This is a genomic window from Streptomyces sp. NPDC031670, from assembly GCF_055580545.1.
In genome coordinates this window covers 230,787-247,493 of sequence record NZ_JBVILC010000010.1, presented here as the reverse complement: position 1 = coordinate 247,493, position 16,707 = coordinate 230,787, and the positions used below count along the sequence as shown (strand labels likewise).

Genomic DNA, 16,707 nt, shown 5'->3' with positions numbered 1-16,707 from the left:
GAACGTGAAGAAGGCGATACTCGCCGGCCTCCGCTGGACCAGTCTGCGTCTGCGTCTGGTCGTCGTGTTCGCGCTGGTCGCGCTGACCGCCGCCGTCTCCGCGTCGGGGATCGCGTACTGGCTCAACCGGGAGGCCGTGCTCGTACGGACCCAGGACGCGGCGCTCGGCGACTTCCGGCAGGAGATGCAGAACCGGGCGGCCTCGCTGCCGCTGCGGCCCACCGCCCACGATCTGCAGACGACCGCCCAGCAGATGGCGGCGAGCAGCCGCTCCGGCTACCACGTCAGCTCCGGGTACCAGGTGCTCCTGGTGGACCAGCGCGACCCGGGCAAGCCGATCGTGGGGGCGTCCGACGTGGACCGCTTCACCCTCGACGACGTGCCGGCCTCGCTCCAGGAGGCGGTGGACAAGAAGCAGAAGGTCACCGACAGCAACTCCTATCCGTACCACCTGTTCTGGCAGCGCAGGACGCTGCGCGGCAAGCCGTACCTGGTGGGCGGGACGAAGATCATCGGTGGTGGCGCGACCGGGTACATGCTCGCCTCGCTCGACCAGGAGCGGCAGGACCTCAACTCGCTGGCCTGGTCGCTCGGCATCGCCACCGGGCTCGCGCTGCTCGGCTCCGCGCTGCTCGCGCAGGCCGCCGCGACGACCGTGCTGCGGCCGGTGCAGCGGCTCGGTGACGCGGCCCGCCAGCTCGGCGAGGGCAAGCTCGACACCCGGCTGCGGGTCTCGGGCACGGACGAACTGGCCGATCTGTCGCGGACGTTCAACAAGACGGCCGAGAGCCTGGAGAAGAAGGTCAGCGACATGAGCGCGCGGGAGGAGGCGAGCCGGCGGTTCGTGGCGGACATGTCGCACGAGCTGCGGACGCCGCTGACCGCGCTGACGGCCGTCACCGAGGTCCTGGAGGACGAGGCGGACAGCCTCGACCCGATGATCGCGCCCGCCGTGCAGCTGGTGGTCTCCGAGACGCGCCGGCTCAACGTCCTGGTCGAGAACCTGATGGAGGTCACGCGCTTCGACGCCGGTACGGCCCGGCTCGTCCTCGACAACGTCGACATCGCCGACCAGATCACCGCGTGCATCGACGCGCGGGCGTGGCTGGACGCGGTGGACCTGGACGCCGAACGCGGCATCATGGCGCGGCTCGACCCGCGCCGGCTGGACGTGATCCTGGCCAACCTGATCGGGAACGCGCTCAAGCACGGCGGCTCTCCGGTACGGGTGTCGGTGCGGGTGGAGGGCGAGGAACTGGTGATCGCGGTACGGGACCACGGGCCCGGCATCCCGGAGGAGGTGCTGCCGCACGTGTTCGACCGCTTCTACAAGGCGAGCGCGTCCCGGCCGCGGTCGGAGGGCAGCGGTCTCGGTCTGTCCATCGCGATGGAGAACGCCCACATCCACGGCGGTGACATCACCGCCGAGAACTCGCCCGAGGGCGGGGCGGTGTTCGTGCTGCGGCTGCCGCGGGACGGGGGTGAGGAGGCGTGAGGCGGCTTCTCGGCGGGGCGCTGGCCCTCCTCGCGCTCGGCGCCGCCGCCACGGGGTGCGGCATCCGGCCCACCGCGGTCCCGGTGGACGCCGGGCCCGCTCCCTCGCGGGTGCCGTGCGAGGTGCCGGGGAACCCGGGGAACCCCGAGAACCCGGTCTCCCCGCAGTTCGAGGGCGTGACGGTCCGGGTCTACCTGGTGTGCGGGGCGCAGCTGGTGTCGGCCCAGCGGTCGGTGCGGATCCCCGAGGGCCGGCCCTCGGCCGACCGCCTGCGGTTCGCGGAGGCGCTGCTCAGCGAGCTGGAGGTCACGCCGTCGGGGGACGAGAAGGCGGCGGGCTACACGACGGATGTACGGGGACCGCTGACGGTGACGGCCGCGCGCGGCGGCGATCCGGCGGGGGCGCTGCGGCTGAGCCGGCGCCCCGAGGATCTGCCCGCGCTCGCGCTGTCGCAGATCGTGTGCACGTACGCGGAGAACACGCCGGTGTCGTCGGGGGCGCGGGTGGTGCTCGGGGGGCCGGGGGAGGATCCCGCGCGGGCGTACGCGTGCACGGGGGAGATGAAGTCGCGCCCGGACGCGGTGCCGACGTTGGGGGATGCACTGCGCTCCCCCACCCCGCCCGCTCCCTGAGCCCTGCGTGGGGCCCGGGGTTCGTCTGCGGGCGGGGTGGTGGCTGGTCGCGCAGTTCCCCGCGCCCCTGGGTGGACCGGCGCATCCGGGACAGCACACTGAGCCGCCCCGGGGCCGGGGGGCGCCCTCCGGGACGCGGAGTCCCGCCCTGAGGGGCCGCAGGCCCCTTTCAGGGGCGCGGGGAACTGCGCGACCAGCCCACCACCCGCCCGCAGACGAACCCCCGGCCAAACAGGGACGCGGGGAACTGCGCGACCAGCCACCACCGGCCCCGGCCGTAGACGAACCCCGGGCCGGAACCGTTCGCGCGCCCCCGCGCGTCCTCGCCCATGTGCAACAGCGTCATGCCCTGGGCAACCCCCCCGTCAGCCGGTTCCGCGTGGCGGGCTGCGCTCTTCTTCTCGCGCATCTGGCGCTCGTCGCGTGTCTCACCCTGCGGCCCCGCGACGTCATGTGGGTGACCGCGCCCAACCTCACCCCGCTCGCCGGCATCCGTGCCGACCTGGCGCTCGGCTGGGTCGAGGCGGTGAGCCGGATCGGGCAGGGCCTGCTGCTGCTCGCCCCGCTCGGCGTGCTGTTCCCCCTCGTCGGCGGGCGGCTCGACGTCTCCCCCGTCGCCTCCCTCCTCCGTACGACCGCCGCCGCGGCCCTCGTCTCCCTCGGCATCGCCCTGTTGCAGACGTCCGTGCCCGGCCAGGTCGCCGACGTGGACGCGCTGCTCCTGAACACCGCGGGGGCCGCCTTCGCCCATATCGCCGTCGTGCCGGCCGGGCGCCTCGCGCTGCGGCGGCGTCAGGGGTGCGACCGGCGCGTACCGGCGGCGGCTCAGGGTCGTACCCCGACGATTCCCAGGGTCGGGATCGCCCCGTAGTCCGACGCTTTGCCCCGTTCGGGGCGGCAGGGTCGAGGTAGCGAACGACGAGGTGCCGAACGACACGGCACCGGCCTCAGCCCGAAGGAGTCACCATGGCCGCCCTTGCCCGCCCCCGCGACGGACGCATGATCGGCGGGGTGTGCGCCGCGCTGGCACGGCGCTTCGGCACCTCCGCCACCACCATGCGCGTGATCTTCGTACTCTCATGCCTGCTGCCCGGCCCGCAGTTCCTGCTCTACCTCGCCCTGTGGATCCTCGTCCCCAACGAGAGGTCCCAGCGCCCGGCCTGGTGATTGAGGCCGCACCCCCGCCGGGGCTCAGCCCAGCACCCGGCGCACCTTCTCCAGCTGCTTGTCCGCCACGTCCCTCGGCACCTCCACCAGTTCCTGCACCCCGTCCCTGGCCGGCGCGCCCAGGTTGATCGTCATGAACCGCACGATCGTCGGGCCGCGCCGCACCACGACGATGTGGACCGGCGTCTCCACGCCCACCTGGGTGGACGACGCGGACCAGCTCACCGACTCGTCGCCGCCGATCCGGTACGGCCGCGCCGTCACGCGCGCGTACGTGGAGGTCGTGGCGCCCAGATCGACCTTGAAGCCGGGGCAGGCGGCGACCGCCGCCCGCAGGTCCCTCACCAGTTTCCCGGCGTCGGCGCGCGTGTACGTACTGAGCGACGCCGCGACCGCGAGGCCGAGCCTGCGCTGCGAGCCCAGGCCCCGGTTGACGGTCTCGCGGGCCCGGGGGTTCGGCTGGTCGCCCATGACGTCGGCGAGCGGCTGGCACCGGGGGCGGTCGGCCTGCGGACGGGTCCGGCCCTGGGCGGTGGTGTCGGCGGAGACCTGGTAGCCGGGCACGTCGCCCTGGGCGAGGGCCGCCCGCTGGAGGGCGGTGGCCGGCGAGGGCGAGGAGGCGTGGGAGGCGCGCGCGGCGGCCTTGTCGTCCGGGGCACCGCCCGAGCCGCACGCGGCGGTGAGGAGGAGCGCCGACGCCGACAGCACGGCGAGTCCAGTCGCCTTCACACGCATCGTGGAATTCTACTCACCTGTCAGTTGTCCGCGTACGAGCCGCGATCCTGGCACAGACGCGGCGGGGCGCACACCCGCGACCGGATGTGCGCCCCGCCACAACGCCTCCACGCACCGGCAGGCGGCACGTTCCTGCCATCAGCCCCCGAGGGCGGGCAGGCCGGCGCCGCCGAGCGGCAGGCTGCCGGTGGGCAGGCCGCCCAGGAGGCCGCCCACCGGGTCCGCACCGGCCGGCGCGGACGCGCCCTTGCCCAGGGCGTGCTGACCGGCGGTCAGCGACTGCGAGGCACCCTTCGGGAGCGTCTTGGCGACACCCTCGACGGGCAGCGTCTTGGTCAGGCCGGAGAGGGCGGGGAGCTCGGGAACTCCGGCCACGGCGGGCGCGGCGGAGGCCGTACCGGCGGCAGCGGCGGCGAAGGCGACACCGACAGCGGCGGCACCGAGCGTCTTGACGGCAGACTGCTTCATCTGGGATTCATCCTAGGGAAGGGGATGTGAGCGGCTCTGCAAGCTAGTCAGACCGCCGCTCGACCCGCAAACACGTGAAACCACGGGAAACGGCCGGGAATTGCGCTCCCGGCCGTGCGGACGATTTTCCCGATCAGCCCATCGGAGAGGTGGAACCGCTGGTCGCGGCGGTCTGCTTGAACAGCCATTCGGATTTCAGCTCGGCGTAACCGGGCTTGATGACGTCGTTGATCATGGCGAGGCGTTCGTCGAAAGGAATGAACGCTGATTTCATCGCATTGACGGTGAACCACTGCATGTCGTCGAGCGTGTAGCCGAATGCCTCGTTCAGGTGCTCGAACTCCTGGCTCATGCTGGTGCCGCTCATCAGCCGGTTGTCGGTGTTGACCGTGGCCCGGAAGTGGAGCCGGCGCAGCAGCCCGATCGGGTGTTCGGCGTACGAAGCGGCGGCGCCCGTCTGGAGGTTGGAGGTCGGGCACATCTCCAGCGGGACGCGCTTGTCCCGCACGTACGCGGCGAGCCGCCCCAGCTTCACGGTGCCGTCCTCGGCGACCTCGATGTCGTCGATGATCCGCACCCCGTGGCCGAGCCGGTCGGCGCCGCACCACTGGAGCGCCTGCCAGATCGACGGCAGGCCGAAGGCCTCGCCCGCGTGGATGGTGAAGTGGTTGTTCTCCCGCTTCAGATACTCGAACGCGTCCAGGTGGCGGGTGGGCGGGAAGCCCGCCTCCGCGCCCGCGATGTCGAAGCCGACGACGCCCGAGTCCCGGTAGGAGTTGGCGAGTTCGGCGATCTCCAGGGCGCGGGCGGCGTGCCGCATGGCGGTCAGCAGCGCCCCGACGCGGATGCGGTTGCCGTCGGCGCGGGCCCGGCGCTCGCCCTCCCGGAAGCCCTCGTTGACGGCCTCCACGACCTCCTGGAGGGTCAGCCCGTTCTCCAGGTGCTGCTCCGGCGCGTACCGCACCTCGGCGTAGACGACACCGTCCTGCGCCAGGTCCTCGGCGCACTCGGCGGCGACGCGGAAGAGCGCGTCGCGGGTCTGCATGACGGCGCAGGTGTGCGCGAAGGTCTCCAGATACCGCTCCAGGGAACCGGAGTCGGCGGCTTCCCGGAACCAGATGCCGAGCTTGTCGGCCTCGGTCTCGGGCAGGTTGGTGTACCCGGTCTGTTCGGCGATCTCGATGATGGTGCCAGGACGCAGACCGCCGTCGAGGTGGTCGTGGAGCAGCACCTTCGGGGCGCGGCGGATCTGGTCCGGGGTCGGTACGTCGGTGGTCTGGCTCGTCATCTGCGCATGCTAGCCCCTACGCGCGTAGATCACCGGGAGTCGCCCGGTTGCCGATACGTAACAGTGACCGCGCGGACGGGTGGAGTACACCTCGGCTTCTGAGACTGTTCTGCCATGGCACAGCATGCGACTTCCCTGCCTGCTGCCCGGCTCGGACGGGCCGTCGGCGCGACCGGCGCCGGCTCCTCGGTCGGCGGTGTGGTGCTGGTGCTGCCGGACGGCGATCCCGTCTCGGCGCGCCGCCCCTCCCCCCTCGCGTACGCCGCGGCACTGCCGCTGGCACGGCGGCTGGCCCGCGCGGGGCGCGACGACGGACTGGTGGCCCATCTGGTGCGCTACCGGGGCCGGGGCTGGAACGGCGGTGACGCCCGGCTCGCGGCGGACGCCGAGTGGGCCGCGGACGAGGTGGGGCGGCGGTACGGGGACGTGCCGGTGTGCCTGGCCGGACACGGGATGGGCGGGCGGGCGGCGCTGCGCGCCGCGGGGCACGAGGCCGTCGACTGCGTGCTGGCGCTGGCCCCTTGGCTGCCGGAGGAGGACGTGGCGGCCGAGCCGGAACCGGTGAAGCAGCTGGTGGGGCGGCGGGTGCTGATCGTGCACGGCACCAATGACGCGCGCTGCGACCCGGAGCTGTCGTTCCGGCTCGCCACGCGCGCGAAGAAGACCAACCGCGACACCTGCCGCTTCGAGGTCCACTCCGACGGGCACGGGCTGCGCCAGCACCGGACGGAAGTCCTGGCGCTGGCGGCCGACTTCGTGCAGGGCTCGCTCTTCGCGCACGCGTACGCGCGTCCCGTCGCGGACGCCCTCGCCGCCCCGCCGCCGCTGGGGCTGCGGATGCCGCTGGCGGCCGGCTTCGGGAAGTCGCTCGGCGGACAGCGGCGGCGGTAGGGGCGCTCACACCGGCAGCAACTGCCCGCGCCGCGACAGCAGGAACGCCTTGAAGGCGGCCACCGGCGGGGTGTCGGGGTGGCCGTCGAGCCAGGCCACCCCGATCTCGCGGACGGCCCGGGGCGCCGTCACCGTCAGCTCGACCACGCCCGGGCGGGCCACCGCGGGCGGTGGCAGCAGGGCCACACCCAGGCCCGCCGCCACCAGGCCGCGCAGGGTCTCCGCCTCCTCGCCCTCGAAGGCGACCCGGGGCGTGAACCCGGCCCGGGCGCACAGGTCGTCCGTGATGCGCCGCAGCCCGTAACCGGGCTCCAGGGTCACGAACGTCTCCTCGGCCGCCTCCGCGAGCCGCACCCGCTTGCGGGCCGCGAGGCGGTGGTCGTCGGGGACGACCAGACGCAGCCGCTGCTCGTCCAGGCGCCGGCCCACCAGGTCGGGAGCGTCGGGCACCGGCGAGGTGAGGCAGAGGTCGAGGTCCCCGGCGCGCAGCCGCTCGATCATGGCCTCGCCGTAGTTCTGCACCAGCGTGAAGCGCACCCGGGGGTGGGTGACGCGGAAGGCCCGGATGAGTCCGGGGACGGTCTCGGAGCCCATGGTGTGCAGGAAGCCGAAGGCGACCTTGCCCGTCGCCGGGTCCGCGTCGGCCCGCACCGACTCGGCGGCCCGCCCGACCTCCGCGAGGGCGCGCTCGGCCGAGCCGAGGAAGGTGCGCCCGGCCGGGGTCAGCGAGACGGTGCGGCCCCGGCGGGCGAACAGGGTGACGCCCAGGTCCTCTTCGAGCCGCACCATCGCGCGCGACAGCGTCGACTGGGGCACACCGAGCTCCTGCGCCGCACGCGTGACGTGCTCGTGCCGGGCGACCGCGGCGAAGTACGCGAGGCGGGGCGCGAGTACCGCGACCATGTCTTCTTCGTTACTGTTCAATGACAGACACCCGCCTGAGCTGTGCTTATGCGTACGTGGAACGATTATGCGCCCTCCACGCATTGGACGCATGAATCTTCCCGGGCCTACGGTCGAACCATGCCTCCCGCCAGTACCGGGGCACCCGCCACCGTGGGTGCCTCCACCGCGCCGTCCCCCGACCAGCTCTCCCCGGGTGCTCCCGGCTACCGCCGGATGAGCTTCGCGCTCTTCGCGGCCGGGGTCGCCACCTTCGCCCTCCTGTACTCCACCCAGGCCCTGCTCCCGCTGATCTCGGGCGACCTGGGGGTGTCGGCCTCCGCGGCGAGCTGGACCGTGTCGGCGGCGACCGGCGCGCTGGCGCTGTGCGTACTGCCGCTGAGCGCGGTGTCCGAGCGGTTCGGGCGGTCCCGGACGATGACGGTCTCACTGGCGGTCGCGGTCGGCGTGGGGCTGCTCGTCCCGTTCGCGCCCACCGTCGGCTGGCTGGTGGCGCTGCGGGCGGTCCAGGGCGCGGCCCTGGCCGGACTGCCCGCCTCCGCCATGGCCTACCTGGCCGAGGAGGTACGGCCCAAGGCGCTGGTCGCGGCGATCGGCCTGTTCGTCGCGGGCAACTCCATCGGCGGCATGAGCGGCCGGATCCTGACCGGCTGGGTGGCCCAGGCCTGGGGCTGGCGCGCGGCGCTGGCGGCGGTCGGGCTGCTGGCCGCCGGGTGCGCGGTGGCGTTCCGGCTGCTGCTGCCGAAGTCGCGCCACTTCCGGGCCGCGCCCCTGGACCCGCGCGCGCTGGCCGCCACCGTGCGCGGCCACCTCGCGGACCCGCTGCTGGTGCGCCTGTACGCGATCGGCGCGCTGTTCATGACGGTCTTCGGCGCCGTCTACACCGTGATCGGCTACCGGCTCACCGCCGCGCCCTTCCACCTCCCGCAGGGCGTGGTCGGCTCGATCTTCCTGGTCTACCTGGTCGGTACGGTCTCCTCGGCGGGCGCCGGGCAGCTGGTGGCCCGGCTCGGCCGCCGGGGCGCGCTGTACCTGGCCGTGTCCACCACGGCCGCCGGTCTGGTGCTGAGCCTGCTCGACTCGCTGGCGGCGGTCCTGGCGGGCCTGGTCCTGATCACCGCGGGCTTCTTCGCGGGCCACGCGGTCGCCTCCTCCTCGGTGAGCCGCACCGCGAAGACGGGCCGCGCCCAGGCGTCGGCGCTCTACCAGTCCGCGTACTACCTGGGCAGCAGCGCGGGCGGCACGCTCGGCGCGGTCGCCTTCCACTCCGGCGGCTGGCCCGCCACGGTCCTGCTCGGCCTGCTCGCCGTCCTCGGCGTCGTCTCGGTGACGCTGTACGGCAGCCACGCCGCCCGCACCGAGCGGCGCCGGGCCGCGACGCGCCTTGCCACACCCCGTGTGACCTGCTGATACGTCCGCCCGATGCGCGATTGTCAGTGGGCTCCTGTAGCTTCCGAAGAGCTGGAGCACATGGGCGATCTGGGGTGGACGCGATGGGTGATCTGACGGCGGATCCGGCGGCGGCGACGGACCTCGACTCCCGTCTGGAGCAGCACCGGACCGAGCTGACGGGGTACTGCTACCGGATGCTCGGCTCGGCCTTCGAGGCGGAGGACGCGGTACAGGACACGCTGGTGCGGGCGTGGCGTGGTTACGAGAAGTTCGAGGGCCGCTCGTCCCTGCGGTCCTGGCTCTACCGGATCGCGACCAACGTCTGCCTGGACATGCTGACCGCCGGCGGCAAGCGGGCCCGCCCGATGGACCTCACGGCCCCGCAGACGGCGTCCTCGGCCGTGCTGCGCTCGCGCCCCGAGGTCACCTGGCTGGAGCCGGTGCCGGACGCGCGGGTGCTGCCGACGGCGGTGGACGACCCGGCCGAGACGGCGGTCGCGCGCGAGAGCGTGCGGCTCGCCTTCGTCGCGGCGCTCCAGCATCTGCCGCCCAAGCAGCGGGCGGTGCTCATCCTGCGCGAGGTGCTCGCCTGGAAGGCGAGCGAGGTGGCCGAGCTGCTCGGCACCACGGTGGCGTCGGTCAACAGCGCGCTCCAGCGGGCCCGTGCGACGCTGGCGGAGTCGGAGCCGCGCGCCTCGGACGCGGCGGACCCCCTCGACGAGGAGCAGCAGAAGCTCCTGGCCCGCTATGTGGCGGCGTTCGAGGGGTACGACATGTCGGCCCTGACGTCCCTGCTGCACGAGGACGCGACGCTGTCGATGCCGCCGTACGACCTGTGGCTGCGCGGCCCCGAGGACATCGTGGCGTGGCATGTGGGCCCCGGGGCCGACTGCCGGGGCTCGCGCCTCGTCCCCACGGTCGCCAACGGGACGCCCGCGTTCGGGCAGTACCGGCCGAGCGGGCCCGGGGGGCGGCACGAGCCGTGGGCGCTCCAGGTGGTGGAGATCGCCGACGGAAAGATAGTCGGCCTCAACGCGTTCCTGGACACGGCGCGGTGGTTCCCGATGTTCGGCCTGCCGCCGACGCTCGGGGAGGGGTGAGGGCGGGGGGTTCATCTGCGGGTGAGTGGGGGTTGCTCGCGCAGTTCCCCGCGCCCCTTGGTAGTCGGCCTCGGCCGGAAAACCCGGCTCAGCCACGGGCTTTGAGGGGCGCGGGGAACTGCGCGAGCAACCGGCCACCGGCCTGCGGACGAAGTCCGGGCCGATCAGGGGCGCGGGGAACTGCGCGACCAGCCCACCACCCGCCCGCAGACAAACAACCAGGCACACAAGGGGCGCGGGGAACTGCGCGAGCGACCCACCACCCACCCGCGGACAAAGACCGGGCGCGACAGGACAGTCACTCCGTCAGCCCCGCGAGGTGCAGCAGCGCCGTCAACCCCGGCCCAGCCCCGCGCAGCGACAACCGGCCGCCCGCCCGGCGCGCGGTCAGCCGGAGCCGGGCCACCGCCTCCACGGCCGCCAGATCCGCCCGCACCAGACCCCCCACATCGCACACCACCTCGCGCGCCCCGGCCGCGTACAGCGCCCGCAGCCGCGCGCACAGCGACGGGACGTCGGCGAGGGCCATCGGCGACCGGAGGACGAGGAGCGCGGGTTGTGTGGGGTTCACATGCGGACAGACCCGCCCCGGCCGGGAAAGTCATCGGCCGGGGCGGGTCCGCGCGGGACGGAGCGGGTGTCAGGCGATGCGGTCCAGCACGATGGGGTTCGCGGTGAACGCGGTGCCCGCCGGCGCGATGTCGTACGAGGCACCCAGCGTCTGGAGGGCGTAGTCGAACTTCTCCGGCGTGTCCGTGTGCAGGGTGAGCAGCCGCTGACCCGCCGTCACCGTGTCGCCCGGCTTGGCGTGCAGCTCGATGCCCGCGCCGGCCTGCACCGGGTCCTCCTTGCGGGCCCGGCCGGCGCCCAGGCGCCAGGCGGCGACGCCGATGTCGTACGCGTCGAGGCGGGTCAGCACGCCCGAGCTGGGGGCGGTGACGACGTGCTGCTCGCGGGCGACCGGCAGGGTCGCGTCCGGGTCGCCGCCCTGGGCCGCGATCATCCGGCGCCACACGTCCATGGCCGAGCCGTCGGCGAGGGCCTTCTCGGGGTCGGCGTCCTTGATCCCGGCGGCGTCCAGCATCTCGCGGGCGAGCGCCAGGGTGAGGTCGACGACGTCCCTGGGGCCGCCACCGGCCAGCACCTCGACGGACTCGCGCACTTCGAGGGCGTTGCCCGCGGTGAGGCCGAGCGGGGTGGACATGTCGGTGAGCAGGGCGACGGTCTTCACGCCGCTGTCGGTGCCGAGCGCGACCATGGTGGAGGCGAGCTCGCGGGCGTCCTCGATGGTCTTCATGAAGGCGCCGGTGCCGACCTTGACGTCGAGGACCAGCGAGCCGGTGCCCTCGGCGATCTTCTTCGACATGATCGAGGAGGCGATCAGCGGGATGGCCTCGACGGTGCCGGTCACATCGCGCAGCGCGTAGAGCTTCTTGTCGGCGGGGGCCAGGCCGTCGCCCGCCGCGCAGATGACGGCGCCGGTGGTGTCCAGGACGTTCAGCATCTCCTCGTTGGAGAGCAGCGCGCGCCAGCCGGGGATGGACTCCAGCTTGTCCAGGGTGCCGCCGGTGTGGCCGAGGCCCCGGCCCGAGAGCTGCGGCACGGCCGCGCCGCACGCGGCGACCAGCGGGGCGAGCGGCAGCGTGATCTTGTCGCCGACGCCGCCGGTGGAGTGCTTGTCGGCGGTGGGGCGCGAGAGCGCGTCGAAGTTCATGCGCTCGCCGGACGCGATCATCGCGGCGGTCCAGCGGGCGATCTCCGTACGGTTCATCCCGTTGAGCAGGATCGCCATGGCGAGGGCGGACATCTGCTCGTCGGCGACGACACCCCGGGTGTAGGCGTCGATGACCCAGTCGATCTGCTCCGGGCTCAGCTCGCCCCGGTCTCGCTTGGTGCGGATGACGGAGATGACGTCCATGGCATTCCTTCCGGCAAGTGCGGTTCGTCCGTACGGTATACGCGACTCTACGCGCATAGAGAGGTCTGACGGATGCGGCCCCTCCCCGGCTGATCAGCAACGGAGGGGCCGCGGTGGTTACTTGGGGTCCCGCGTGAGGTGGTCCGGCCCGAAGGCCTGCGGGAGCATCGCGGACAGCGGCAGGATGCCGTCCGGGGTCTCCAGCAGGAGTTCCGGTCCGCCGTGCTCGAAGAGCAGCTGGCGGCAGCGTCCGCAGGGCACCAGGGCGGCGCCGTGGCCGTCGACGCACACGAAGTGCGTCAGCCGCCCGCCGCCGCCGAGCCGCAGCGCCGAGACGAGCCCGCACTCGGCGCACAGGGAGAGGCCGTAGGAGGCGTTCTCCACGTTGCAGCCGGTGACCGTGCGCCCGTCGTCCACGAGCGCCGCCGCGCCGACCGGGTAGCCCGAGTACGGGGCGTACGCCAGGGACATGGCGTCCCGGGCCGCCTCGCGCAGGGCCTCCCAGTCGACGGCGGTGGCGCCCGGGGCGTCCGGCGTCACTTGCCCTGGCCCTTGCGGTAGCGCATGCCGTCGGCCTTGGGCATCCGCAGGCGCTGCGCGGAGAGCGACAGCACGAGCAGGGTGACGATGTACGGCGTGGCGCCGACGAAGTCGCTGGGCACGGTGTCGGTCATCAGGTACCAGACGAGGATGACCGCGGCGATCACCGCGCTGACCGCGGCCTGGACCACGGCCTTGCGGTACGCCTTCCAGGCCGCCAGCAGACCGAGCAGGACCACCAGGAGCAGCAGCAGGGCGTGGACGGTCTCGCCGCCGTTGCGCAGCTGGAGGGCGTCGGAGAAGCCGAACAGGCCGGCGCCCATGGCGAGGCCGCCCGGCCGCCAGTTGCCGAAGATCATCGCGGCGAGACCGATGTAGCCGCGCCCGCCGGTCTGGCCCTCCAGGTAGATGTGCGAGGTGACCAGCGCCAGGAACGCGCCGCCGAGACCGGCGAGACCGCCGGAGACGGCGACCGCCGCGTACTTGTACGAGTAGACGTTGACGCCGAGGGACTCGGCGGCCACCGGGTTCTCGCCGCAGGAGCGCAGCCGCAGACCGAAGGCGGTCTTCCACAGCAGCCACCAGGTGCCGACGAAGAGCGCGACCGCGAGCACGGTCACCCAGGAGACGTTGGTGACCAGGCCGCCGAGGATGCCCGCCAGGTCCGAGACGAGGAACCAGTGGTGCTTCTCGATCGAGTGCAGGCCGGAGGAGAGCCCCGGAACCGTGAAGTGGGGCAGCTCTTCCGAGGGCGGCGACTGCTTGGGGTTGCCGCCCTTGGTCGCGGCGTCGCCCTCGTTGAAGAAGAGCTTCGCCATGTACTGGGTGGCGCCGAGTGCCAGCAGGTTGACGGCCACACCGGAGACGATGTGGTCGACGCCGAAGGTGATGGTGGCCACCGCGTGGACGAGACCGCCCAGGACGCCGAAGCCGACGCCCGCGAGCAGGCCGAGCCAGGGGCTGGACTGCCAGCCGACCCAGCCGGCGCCGAAGGTGCCGAGGATCATCATGCCTTCGAGGCCGATGTTGACCACGCCGGCCCGCTCGGACCACAGGCCCGCCAGGCCCGCGAGGCCGATCGGCACGGCCAGGCCCAGGGCGGCGCTGATCTGGCCGCCGGAGGTGAGCTGGTCGGCGCCGGTGATCATGCGTACGGCGGAGACCAGGAGCAGGGCGCCCGCGACGATCAGCAGGATCTGCGCGAGGGAGGCCTTGCGCTTGAGGTTGCCCCGCTTGACCCCGGCCGGAGGCGGGGTCGTGGTCGTGTCGGTCGTGACGCTCATGCCGTCACCTCCTGCTGGTCGGACTTGGCGGCCTGGGCCGCGAGCTCGGCGCCGACGCGCTGCTGCTGGCGCTTCAGGCCGTAGCGGCGGACGACTTCGTAGGCGATGACGACGCACAGGACGATGACGCCCTGGATCACGCCGAGGATCTCCTTGTCGAAGCCGATGAACTCGAGGTGGCTGGTGGTGCGCTCCAGGAAACCCCACAGGAGCGCGCCGAGAGCGATGCCGACCGGGTGGTTGCGGCCGAGCAGCGCGATGGCGATACCGGTGAAGCCGAGGCCCACCGGGAAGCTGTTGTCGTACTGGTGGCTGTCGTTGAGGAGCGTCGGCAGACCGACCAGGCCCGCCACGGCGCCCGAGATGATCATGCTGGTGGCGACCATCTTCTTGACGCTGACACCGCTGGCGGCGGCTGCGGACTCGGACTGGCCGACGGCCCGCAGGTCGAAGCCGAAGCGGGTGCGGCCGAGTACGAACCAGTAGGCGACGCCCGCGAGGACGGCGACGAAGATGAAGCCCCACAGCGTGCCCGCGGCACCGGTGTCGATGCTGAAGAACCAGGAGTCCTTCGGCAGCGGCTTGGTGGAGACCAGGGTGCCGGCCGAGTCGAGCTGGCCCAGGCGCTCGGGCTGCATCAGATACGCGATGATCGCGGTGGCGATCGCGTTGAGCATGATCGTCGAGATGACCTCGCTGACGCCGCGGGTCACCTTGAGGATGCCCGCCACGGCGGCCCACATCGCGCCGACGAGCATCGCCACGACGATCATCAGCGGGATGGCGACGATGCCGGGCAGGGTCATGGCACCGCCGACGACGGCCGCGAAGAACGCCGCCATGCGGTACTGACCGTCGACACCGATGTTGAACAGGTTCATCCGGAAGCCGATGGCCACCGCGATGCCCGCCAGGTAGTACGTGGTGGCCTTGTTCAGGATGTAGATCTGGCTGTCGCTGGCCGAGCCGTACGACAGCATGTCGTTGAAGGCCGTGAACGGGTTCTTGCCGGTGATCAGGATGACGACGGCCGTCACGGCGAGCGCCGCGACCACCGCGAGCACGGGGGCCGCGACCGCGAGGAGCAGGCGCTCCTTGTCGATCCTGGAGGTGAGCTTCTTCATCGGTCCTCTCCCCCGTCCGTACCGGACTCTTCGCCCTCAGCGTGTTCCAGGTGGCCGGAGGCCGCACCCGTCATCGCGGAGCCGAGTTCCTCGGGGGTGATCGTGGCGGGGTCGGCGTCCGCGACCAGACGGCCGCGGTACATCACCCGCAGGGTGTCGGACAGGCCGATCAGCTCGTCCAGGTCGGCGGAGATCAGCAGCACCGCGAGGCCCTCGCGGCGGGCCTCGCGGATCTGGTCCCAGATCTGCGCCTGCGCGCCGACGTCCACGCCCCGGGTGGGGTGCGCGGCGATCAGCAGCTTGGGGGTGTGGCTCATCTCGCGGCCGACGATCAGCTTCTGCTGGTTGCCGCCGGAGAGCGAGGCCGCGGTGACGTCGATGCCGGGGGTGCGCACGTCGTACTCGCGCACGATCCGCTCGGTGTCGAGCCGGGCCGCCCTGTTGTCGAGCAGGCCGCCCTTGGAGTTGGGGCGCTCGGTGATGTGGCCGAGCATCCGGTTCTCCCACAGCGGGGCTTCCAGGAGCAGGCCGTGGCGGTGGCGGTCCTCGGGGATGTAGCCCACGCCGCCCTCGCGGCGCTTGCGGGTCGGCGCGTGCGAGATGTCGGCGCCGTCGAGGGTGATGACACCGCCGTCCGGGTCGCGCATGCCCATGATGGCCTCGACGAGCTCGGCCTGGCCGTTGCCCTCGACACCGGCGATGCCCAGGACCTCGCCCTTGTGGATGGTGAACGAGACGTTCGACAGGACGTCGCGCACCACGCCGTCGGGGTCGGTCGCGGCGAGCTGGAGCCCGGCGACCTTCAGCATCGGCACATCGGTGACGGTCGACTCGCGGGTCTCCGGGGACGGGAGCTCGCTGCCCACCATCAGCTCGGCGAGCTGCTTGGAGGTGGTGTTCTTCGGGTCGGCGGTGCCCACCGTCGTACCGCGCCGGATGACGGTGATGTCGTCGGCGACCTTCAGCACCTCGCCCAGCTTGTGGGAGATGAAGATGACGGTCAGGCCCTCGGCCTTGAGCTCGCGCAGGTTGTCGAAGAGCGCCTCGACCTCCTGCGGGACCAGGACGGCCGTGGGCTCGTCGAGGATGAGGGTGCGCGCGCCGCGGTAGAGGACCTTGAGGATCTCCACGCGCTGGCGGTCCGCGACACCCAGGTCCTCGACGAGGACGTCGGGGCGCACGTTCAGGCCGTACGCGTCCGAGATCTCCTTGATCTTCTTACGGGCCTTGGCGCCGATGCCGTACAGCTTCTCGCCGCCGAGAACCACGTTCTCCAGGACGGTGAGGTTGTCGGCGAGCATGAAGTGCTGGTGCACCATGCCGATTCCGCGCGCGATGGCGTCGGCGGGGCTGTGGAAGGCCGCCTGCTCGCCGTCGACGGTGATGGTTCCCTCGTCCGGCTTCTGCATGCCGTAGAGGATCTTCATCAGGGTCGACTTGCCGGCACCGTTCTCACCGCAGAGGGCATGGACGGTGCCCTTCTTGACGGTGATGTCGATGTCCTTGTTGGCGACGACGCCGGGGAATCGTTTGGTGATGCCGCGCAGTTCGACGGCGGGAGGGCTGGACGCGTTGATGGCGCACTCTCCTACGAGAAGGAGGGGGGTGGGGGCAGAGGGCGTGGTGACGCTAGCGCGCCAACTCCCGCCTACGCGCGTAGAGTTGACACATCGTTATGGGCTCGGGGGGGGGGGGGGTGCCCCCCCCCCCCCCCCCCCCCCCCCTCTCTTTTCTCTCCATCGGGCCGTCCCACCGAACAGGGCGGGTGGCT

Annotated in this window: 18 protein-coding genes; 7 read left to right on the top strand and 11 right to left on the bottom strand. The window is 72.5% G+C overall.

What is annotated here, in order from left to right; genetic code table 11:
• Nucleotides 1–4 precede the first annotated feature (4 nt).
• Together ACZ5ID_RS21000 and ACZ5ID_RS20995 are read left to right on the top strand one after the other, a co-directional pair.
• Nucleotides 5–1,495, top strand: a complete 1,491-nt coding sequence (locus ACZ5ID_RS21000) for an ATP-binding protein (protein ID WP_468899938.1) — start codon at nt 5–7, stop codon at nt 1,493–1,495.
• The gene (locus ACZ5ID_RS20995) at nt 1,492–2,127 is read left to right on the top strand and encodes a hypothetical protein (protein ID WP_468899936.1); all 636 of its coding nucleotides are present in this window, start codon (nt 1,492–1,494) and stop codon (nt 2,125–2,127) included. The genes ACZ5ID_RS21000 and ACZ5ID_RS20995 overlap by 4 nt, the downstream gene beginning before the upstream one ends.
• A gap of 169 nt (nt 2,128–2,296) precedes the next feature.
• Here the strand turns inward: ACZ5ID_RS20995 and ACZ5ID_RS20990 are convergent, their stop codons facing one another.
• Nucleotides 2,297–2,473, bottom strand: coding sequence for a hypothetical protein (locus ACZ5ID_RS20990; protein WP_468899934.1), 177 nt, complete (start codon nt 2,471–2,473; stop codon nt 2,297–2,299).
• Between ACZ5ID_RS20990 and ACZ5ID_RS20985 the strand changes: the two genes are divergently transcribed.
• Together ACZ5ID_RS20985 and ACZ5ID_RS20980 are read left to right on the top strand one after the other, a co-directional pair.
• Entirely contained in the window at nt 2,459–2,998 is a 540-nt protein-coding gene (locus ACZ5ID_RS20985; RefSeq protein ID WP_468899933.1) for a VanZ family protein, read from the top strand. The two genes, ACZ5ID_RS20990 and ACZ5ID_RS20985, sit on opposite strands and share 15 nt — an antisense overlap.
• Nucleotides 2,999–3,093: 95 nt before the next feature.
• Nucleotides 3,094–3,294 (top strand): PspC domain-containing protein, encoded by a 201-nt coding sequence (locus ACZ5ID_RS20980; protein WP_468899931.1) that lies wholly within the window; start codon nt 3,094–3,096, stop codon nt 3,292–3,294.
• Between the two features lie 24 nt (nt 3,295–3,318).
• On the opposite strand, the gene ACZ5ID_RS20975 is transcribed toward ACZ5ID_RS20980, so the two are convergent.
• The 3 genes from ACZ5ID_RS20975 to ACZ5ID_RS20965 form a co-directional block, all read right to left on the bottom strand.
• Nucleotides 3,319–4,029: a hypothetical protein gene (locus tag ACZ5ID_RS20975; protein ID WP_468899928.1), complete on the bottom strand. Its 711-nt coding sequence runs from the start codon at nt 4,027–4,029 to the stop codon at nt 3,319–3,321.
• Between the two features lie 138 nt (nt 4,030–4,167).
• Entirely contained in the window at nt 4,168–4,497 is a 330-nt protein-coding gene (locus tag ACZ5ID_RS20970; RefSeq protein WP_468899925.1) for an ATP-binding protein, read from the bottom strand.
• 133 nt (nt 4,498–4,630) lie between these two features.
• Nucleotides 4,631–5,785 (bottom strand): adenosine deaminase, encoded by a 1,155-nt coding sequence (locus ACZ5ID_RS20965; protein WP_468899922.1) that lies wholly within the window; start codon nt 5,783–5,785, stop codon nt 4,631–4,633.
• A gap of 114 nt (nt 5,786–5,899) precedes the next feature.
• Between ACZ5ID_RS20965 and ACZ5ID_RS20960 the strand changes: the two genes are divergently transcribed.
• A complete protein-coding gene (locus ACZ5ID_RS20960) occupies nt 5,900–6,676 on the top strand; it encodes a prolyl oligopeptidase family serine peptidase (RefSeq protein ID WP_468899919.1) in 777 nt (258 codons plus the stop codon).
• A 6-nt stretch (nt 6,677–6,682) separates the two neighbouring features.
• On the opposite strand, the gene ACZ5ID_RS20955 is transcribed toward ACZ5ID_RS20960, so the two are convergent.
• The gene (locus tag ACZ5ID_RS20955) at nt 6,683–7,579 is read right to left on the bottom strand and encodes a LysR family transcriptional regulator (protein WP_468899916.1); all 897 of its coding nucleotides are present in this window, start codon (nt 7,577–7,579) and stop codon (nt 6,683–6,685) included.
• A 120-nt stretch (nt 7,580–7,699) separates the two neighbouring features.
• On the opposite strand from ACZ5ID_RS20955, the gene ACZ5ID_RS20950 reads away from it, so the two are divergent.
• Together ACZ5ID_RS20950 and ACZ5ID_RS20945 are read left to right on the top strand one after the other, a co-directional pair.
• Nucleotides 7,700–8,989 carry an MFS transporter gene (locus ACZ5ID_RS20950; RefSeq protein WP_468899913.1) on the top strand — a complete coding sequence of 430 codons (1,290 nt, stop codon included), beginning with the start codon at nt 7,700–7,702 and terminating at the stop codon, nt 8,987–8,989.
• A gap of 83 nt (nt 8,990–9,072) precedes the next feature.
• Entirely contained in the window at nt 9,073–10,071 is a 999-nt protein-coding gene (locus ACZ5ID_RS20945) for a sigma-70 family RNA polymerase sigma factor (RefSeq protein WP_468899910.1), read from the top strand.
• Nucleotides 10,072–10,369: 298 nt separating this feature from the next.
• On the opposite strand, the gene ACZ5ID_RS20940 is transcribed toward ACZ5ID_RS20945, so the two are convergent.
• The 6 genes from ACZ5ID_RS20940 to ACZ5ID_RS20915 form a co-directional block, all read right to left on the bottom strand.
• Entirely contained in the window at nt 10,370–10,642 is a 273-nt protein-coding gene (locus tag ACZ5ID_RS20940; protein WP_468899907.1) for an STAS domain-containing protein, read from the bottom strand.
• 69 nt (nt 10,643–10,711) lie between these two features.
• Nucleotides 10,712–11,989 carry a thymidine phosphorylase gene (locus ACZ5ID_RS20935; protein ID WP_468899904.1) on the bottom strand — a complete coding sequence of 426 codons (1,278 nt, stop codon included), beginning with the start codon at nt 11,987–11,989 and terminating at the stop codon, nt 10,712–10,714.
• A 117-nt stretch (nt 11,990–12,106) separates the two neighbouring features.
• Nucleotides 12,107–12,529 (bottom strand): cytidine deaminase, encoded by a 423-nt coding sequence (locus ACZ5ID_RS20930; RefSeq protein WP_468899901.1) that lies wholly within the window; start codon nt 12,527–12,529, stop codon nt 12,107–12,109.
• The gene (locus ACZ5ID_RS20925) at nt 12,526–13,812 is read right to left on the bottom strand and encodes an ABC transporter permease (RefSeq protein WP_468899898.1); all 1,287 of its coding nucleotides are present in this window, start codon (nt 13,810–13,812) and stop codon (nt 12,526–12,528) included. The genes ACZ5ID_RS20930 and ACZ5ID_RS20925 overlap by 4 nt, the downstream gene beginning before the upstream one ends.
• A complete protein-coding gene (locus ACZ5ID_RS20920) occupies nt 13,809–14,936 on the bottom strand; it encodes an ABC transporter permease (protein ID WP_468899895.1) in 1,128 nt (375 codons plus the stop codon). Before ACZ5ID_RS20920 ends, ACZ5ID_RS20925 begins: the two co-directional genes overlap by 4 nt.
• The gene (locus ACZ5ID_RS20915; protein ID WP_468900018.1) at nt 14,933–16,513 is read right to left on the bottom strand and encodes an ABC transporter ATP-binding protein; all 1,581 of its coding nucleotides are present in this window, start codon (nt 16,511–16,513) and stop codon (nt 14,933–14,935) included. The genes ACZ5ID_RS20920 and ACZ5ID_RS20915 overlap by 4 nt, the downstream gene beginning before the upstream one ends.
• Nucleotides 16,514–16,707: the final 194 nt, after the last annotated feature.

Excerpts from the sequence above, each read along its gene's own strand:
- ACZ5ID_RS20990 (WP_468899934.1), bottom strand. The coding sequence starts at position 2,473 with ATGACGCTGTTGCACATGGGCGAGGACGCGCGGGGGCGCGCGAACGGT.
- ACZ5ID_RS20980 (WP_468899931.1), top strand. The coding sequence starts at position 3,094 with ATGGCCGCCCTTGCCCGCCCCCGCGACGGACGCATGATCGGCGGGGTG.
- ACZ5ID_RS20975 (WP_468899928.1), bottom strand. The coding sequence starts at position 4,029 with ATGCGTGTGAAGGCGACTGGACTCGCCGTGCTGTCGGCGTCGGCGCTC.
- ACZ5ID_RS20970 (WP_468899925.1), bottom strand. The coding sequence starts at position 4,497 with ATGAAGCAGTCTGCCGTCAAGACGCTCGGTGCCGCCGCTGTCGGTGTC.
- ACZ5ID_RS20965 (WP_468899922.1), bottom strand. The coding sequence starts at position 5,785 with ATGACGAGCCAGACCACCGACGTACCGACCCCGGACCAGATCCGCCGC.
- ACZ5ID_RS20960 (WP_468899919.1), top strand. The coding sequence starts at position 5,900 with ATGGCACAGCATGCGACTTCCCTGCCTGCTGCCCGGCTCGGACGGGCC.
- ACZ5ID_RS20955 (WP_468899916.1), bottom strand. The coding sequence starts at position 7,579 with ATGGTCGCGGTACTCGCGCCCCGCCTCGCGTACTTCGCCGCGGTCGCC.
- ACZ5ID_RS20950 (WP_468899913.1), top strand. The coding sequence starts at position 7,700 with ATGCCTCCCGCCAGTACCGGGGCACCCGCCACCGTGGGTGCCTCCACC.
- ACZ5ID_RS20945 (WP_468899910.1), top strand. The coding sequence starts at position 9,073 with ATGGGTGATCTGACGGCGGATCCGGCGGCGGCGACGGACCTCGACTCC.
- ACZ5ID_RS20935 (WP_468899904.1), bottom strand. The coding sequence starts at position 11,989 with ATGGACGTCATCTCCGTCATCCGCACCAAGCGAGACCGGGGCGAGCTG.
- ACZ5ID_RS20925 (WP_468899898.1), bottom strand. The coding sequence starts at position 13,812 with ATGAGCGTCACGACCGACACGACCACGACCCCGCCTCCGGCCGGGGTC.
- ACZ5ID_RS20920 (WP_468899895.1), bottom strand. The coding sequence starts at position 14,936 with ATGAAGAAGCTCACCTCCAGGATCGACAAGGAGCGCCTGCTCCTCGCG.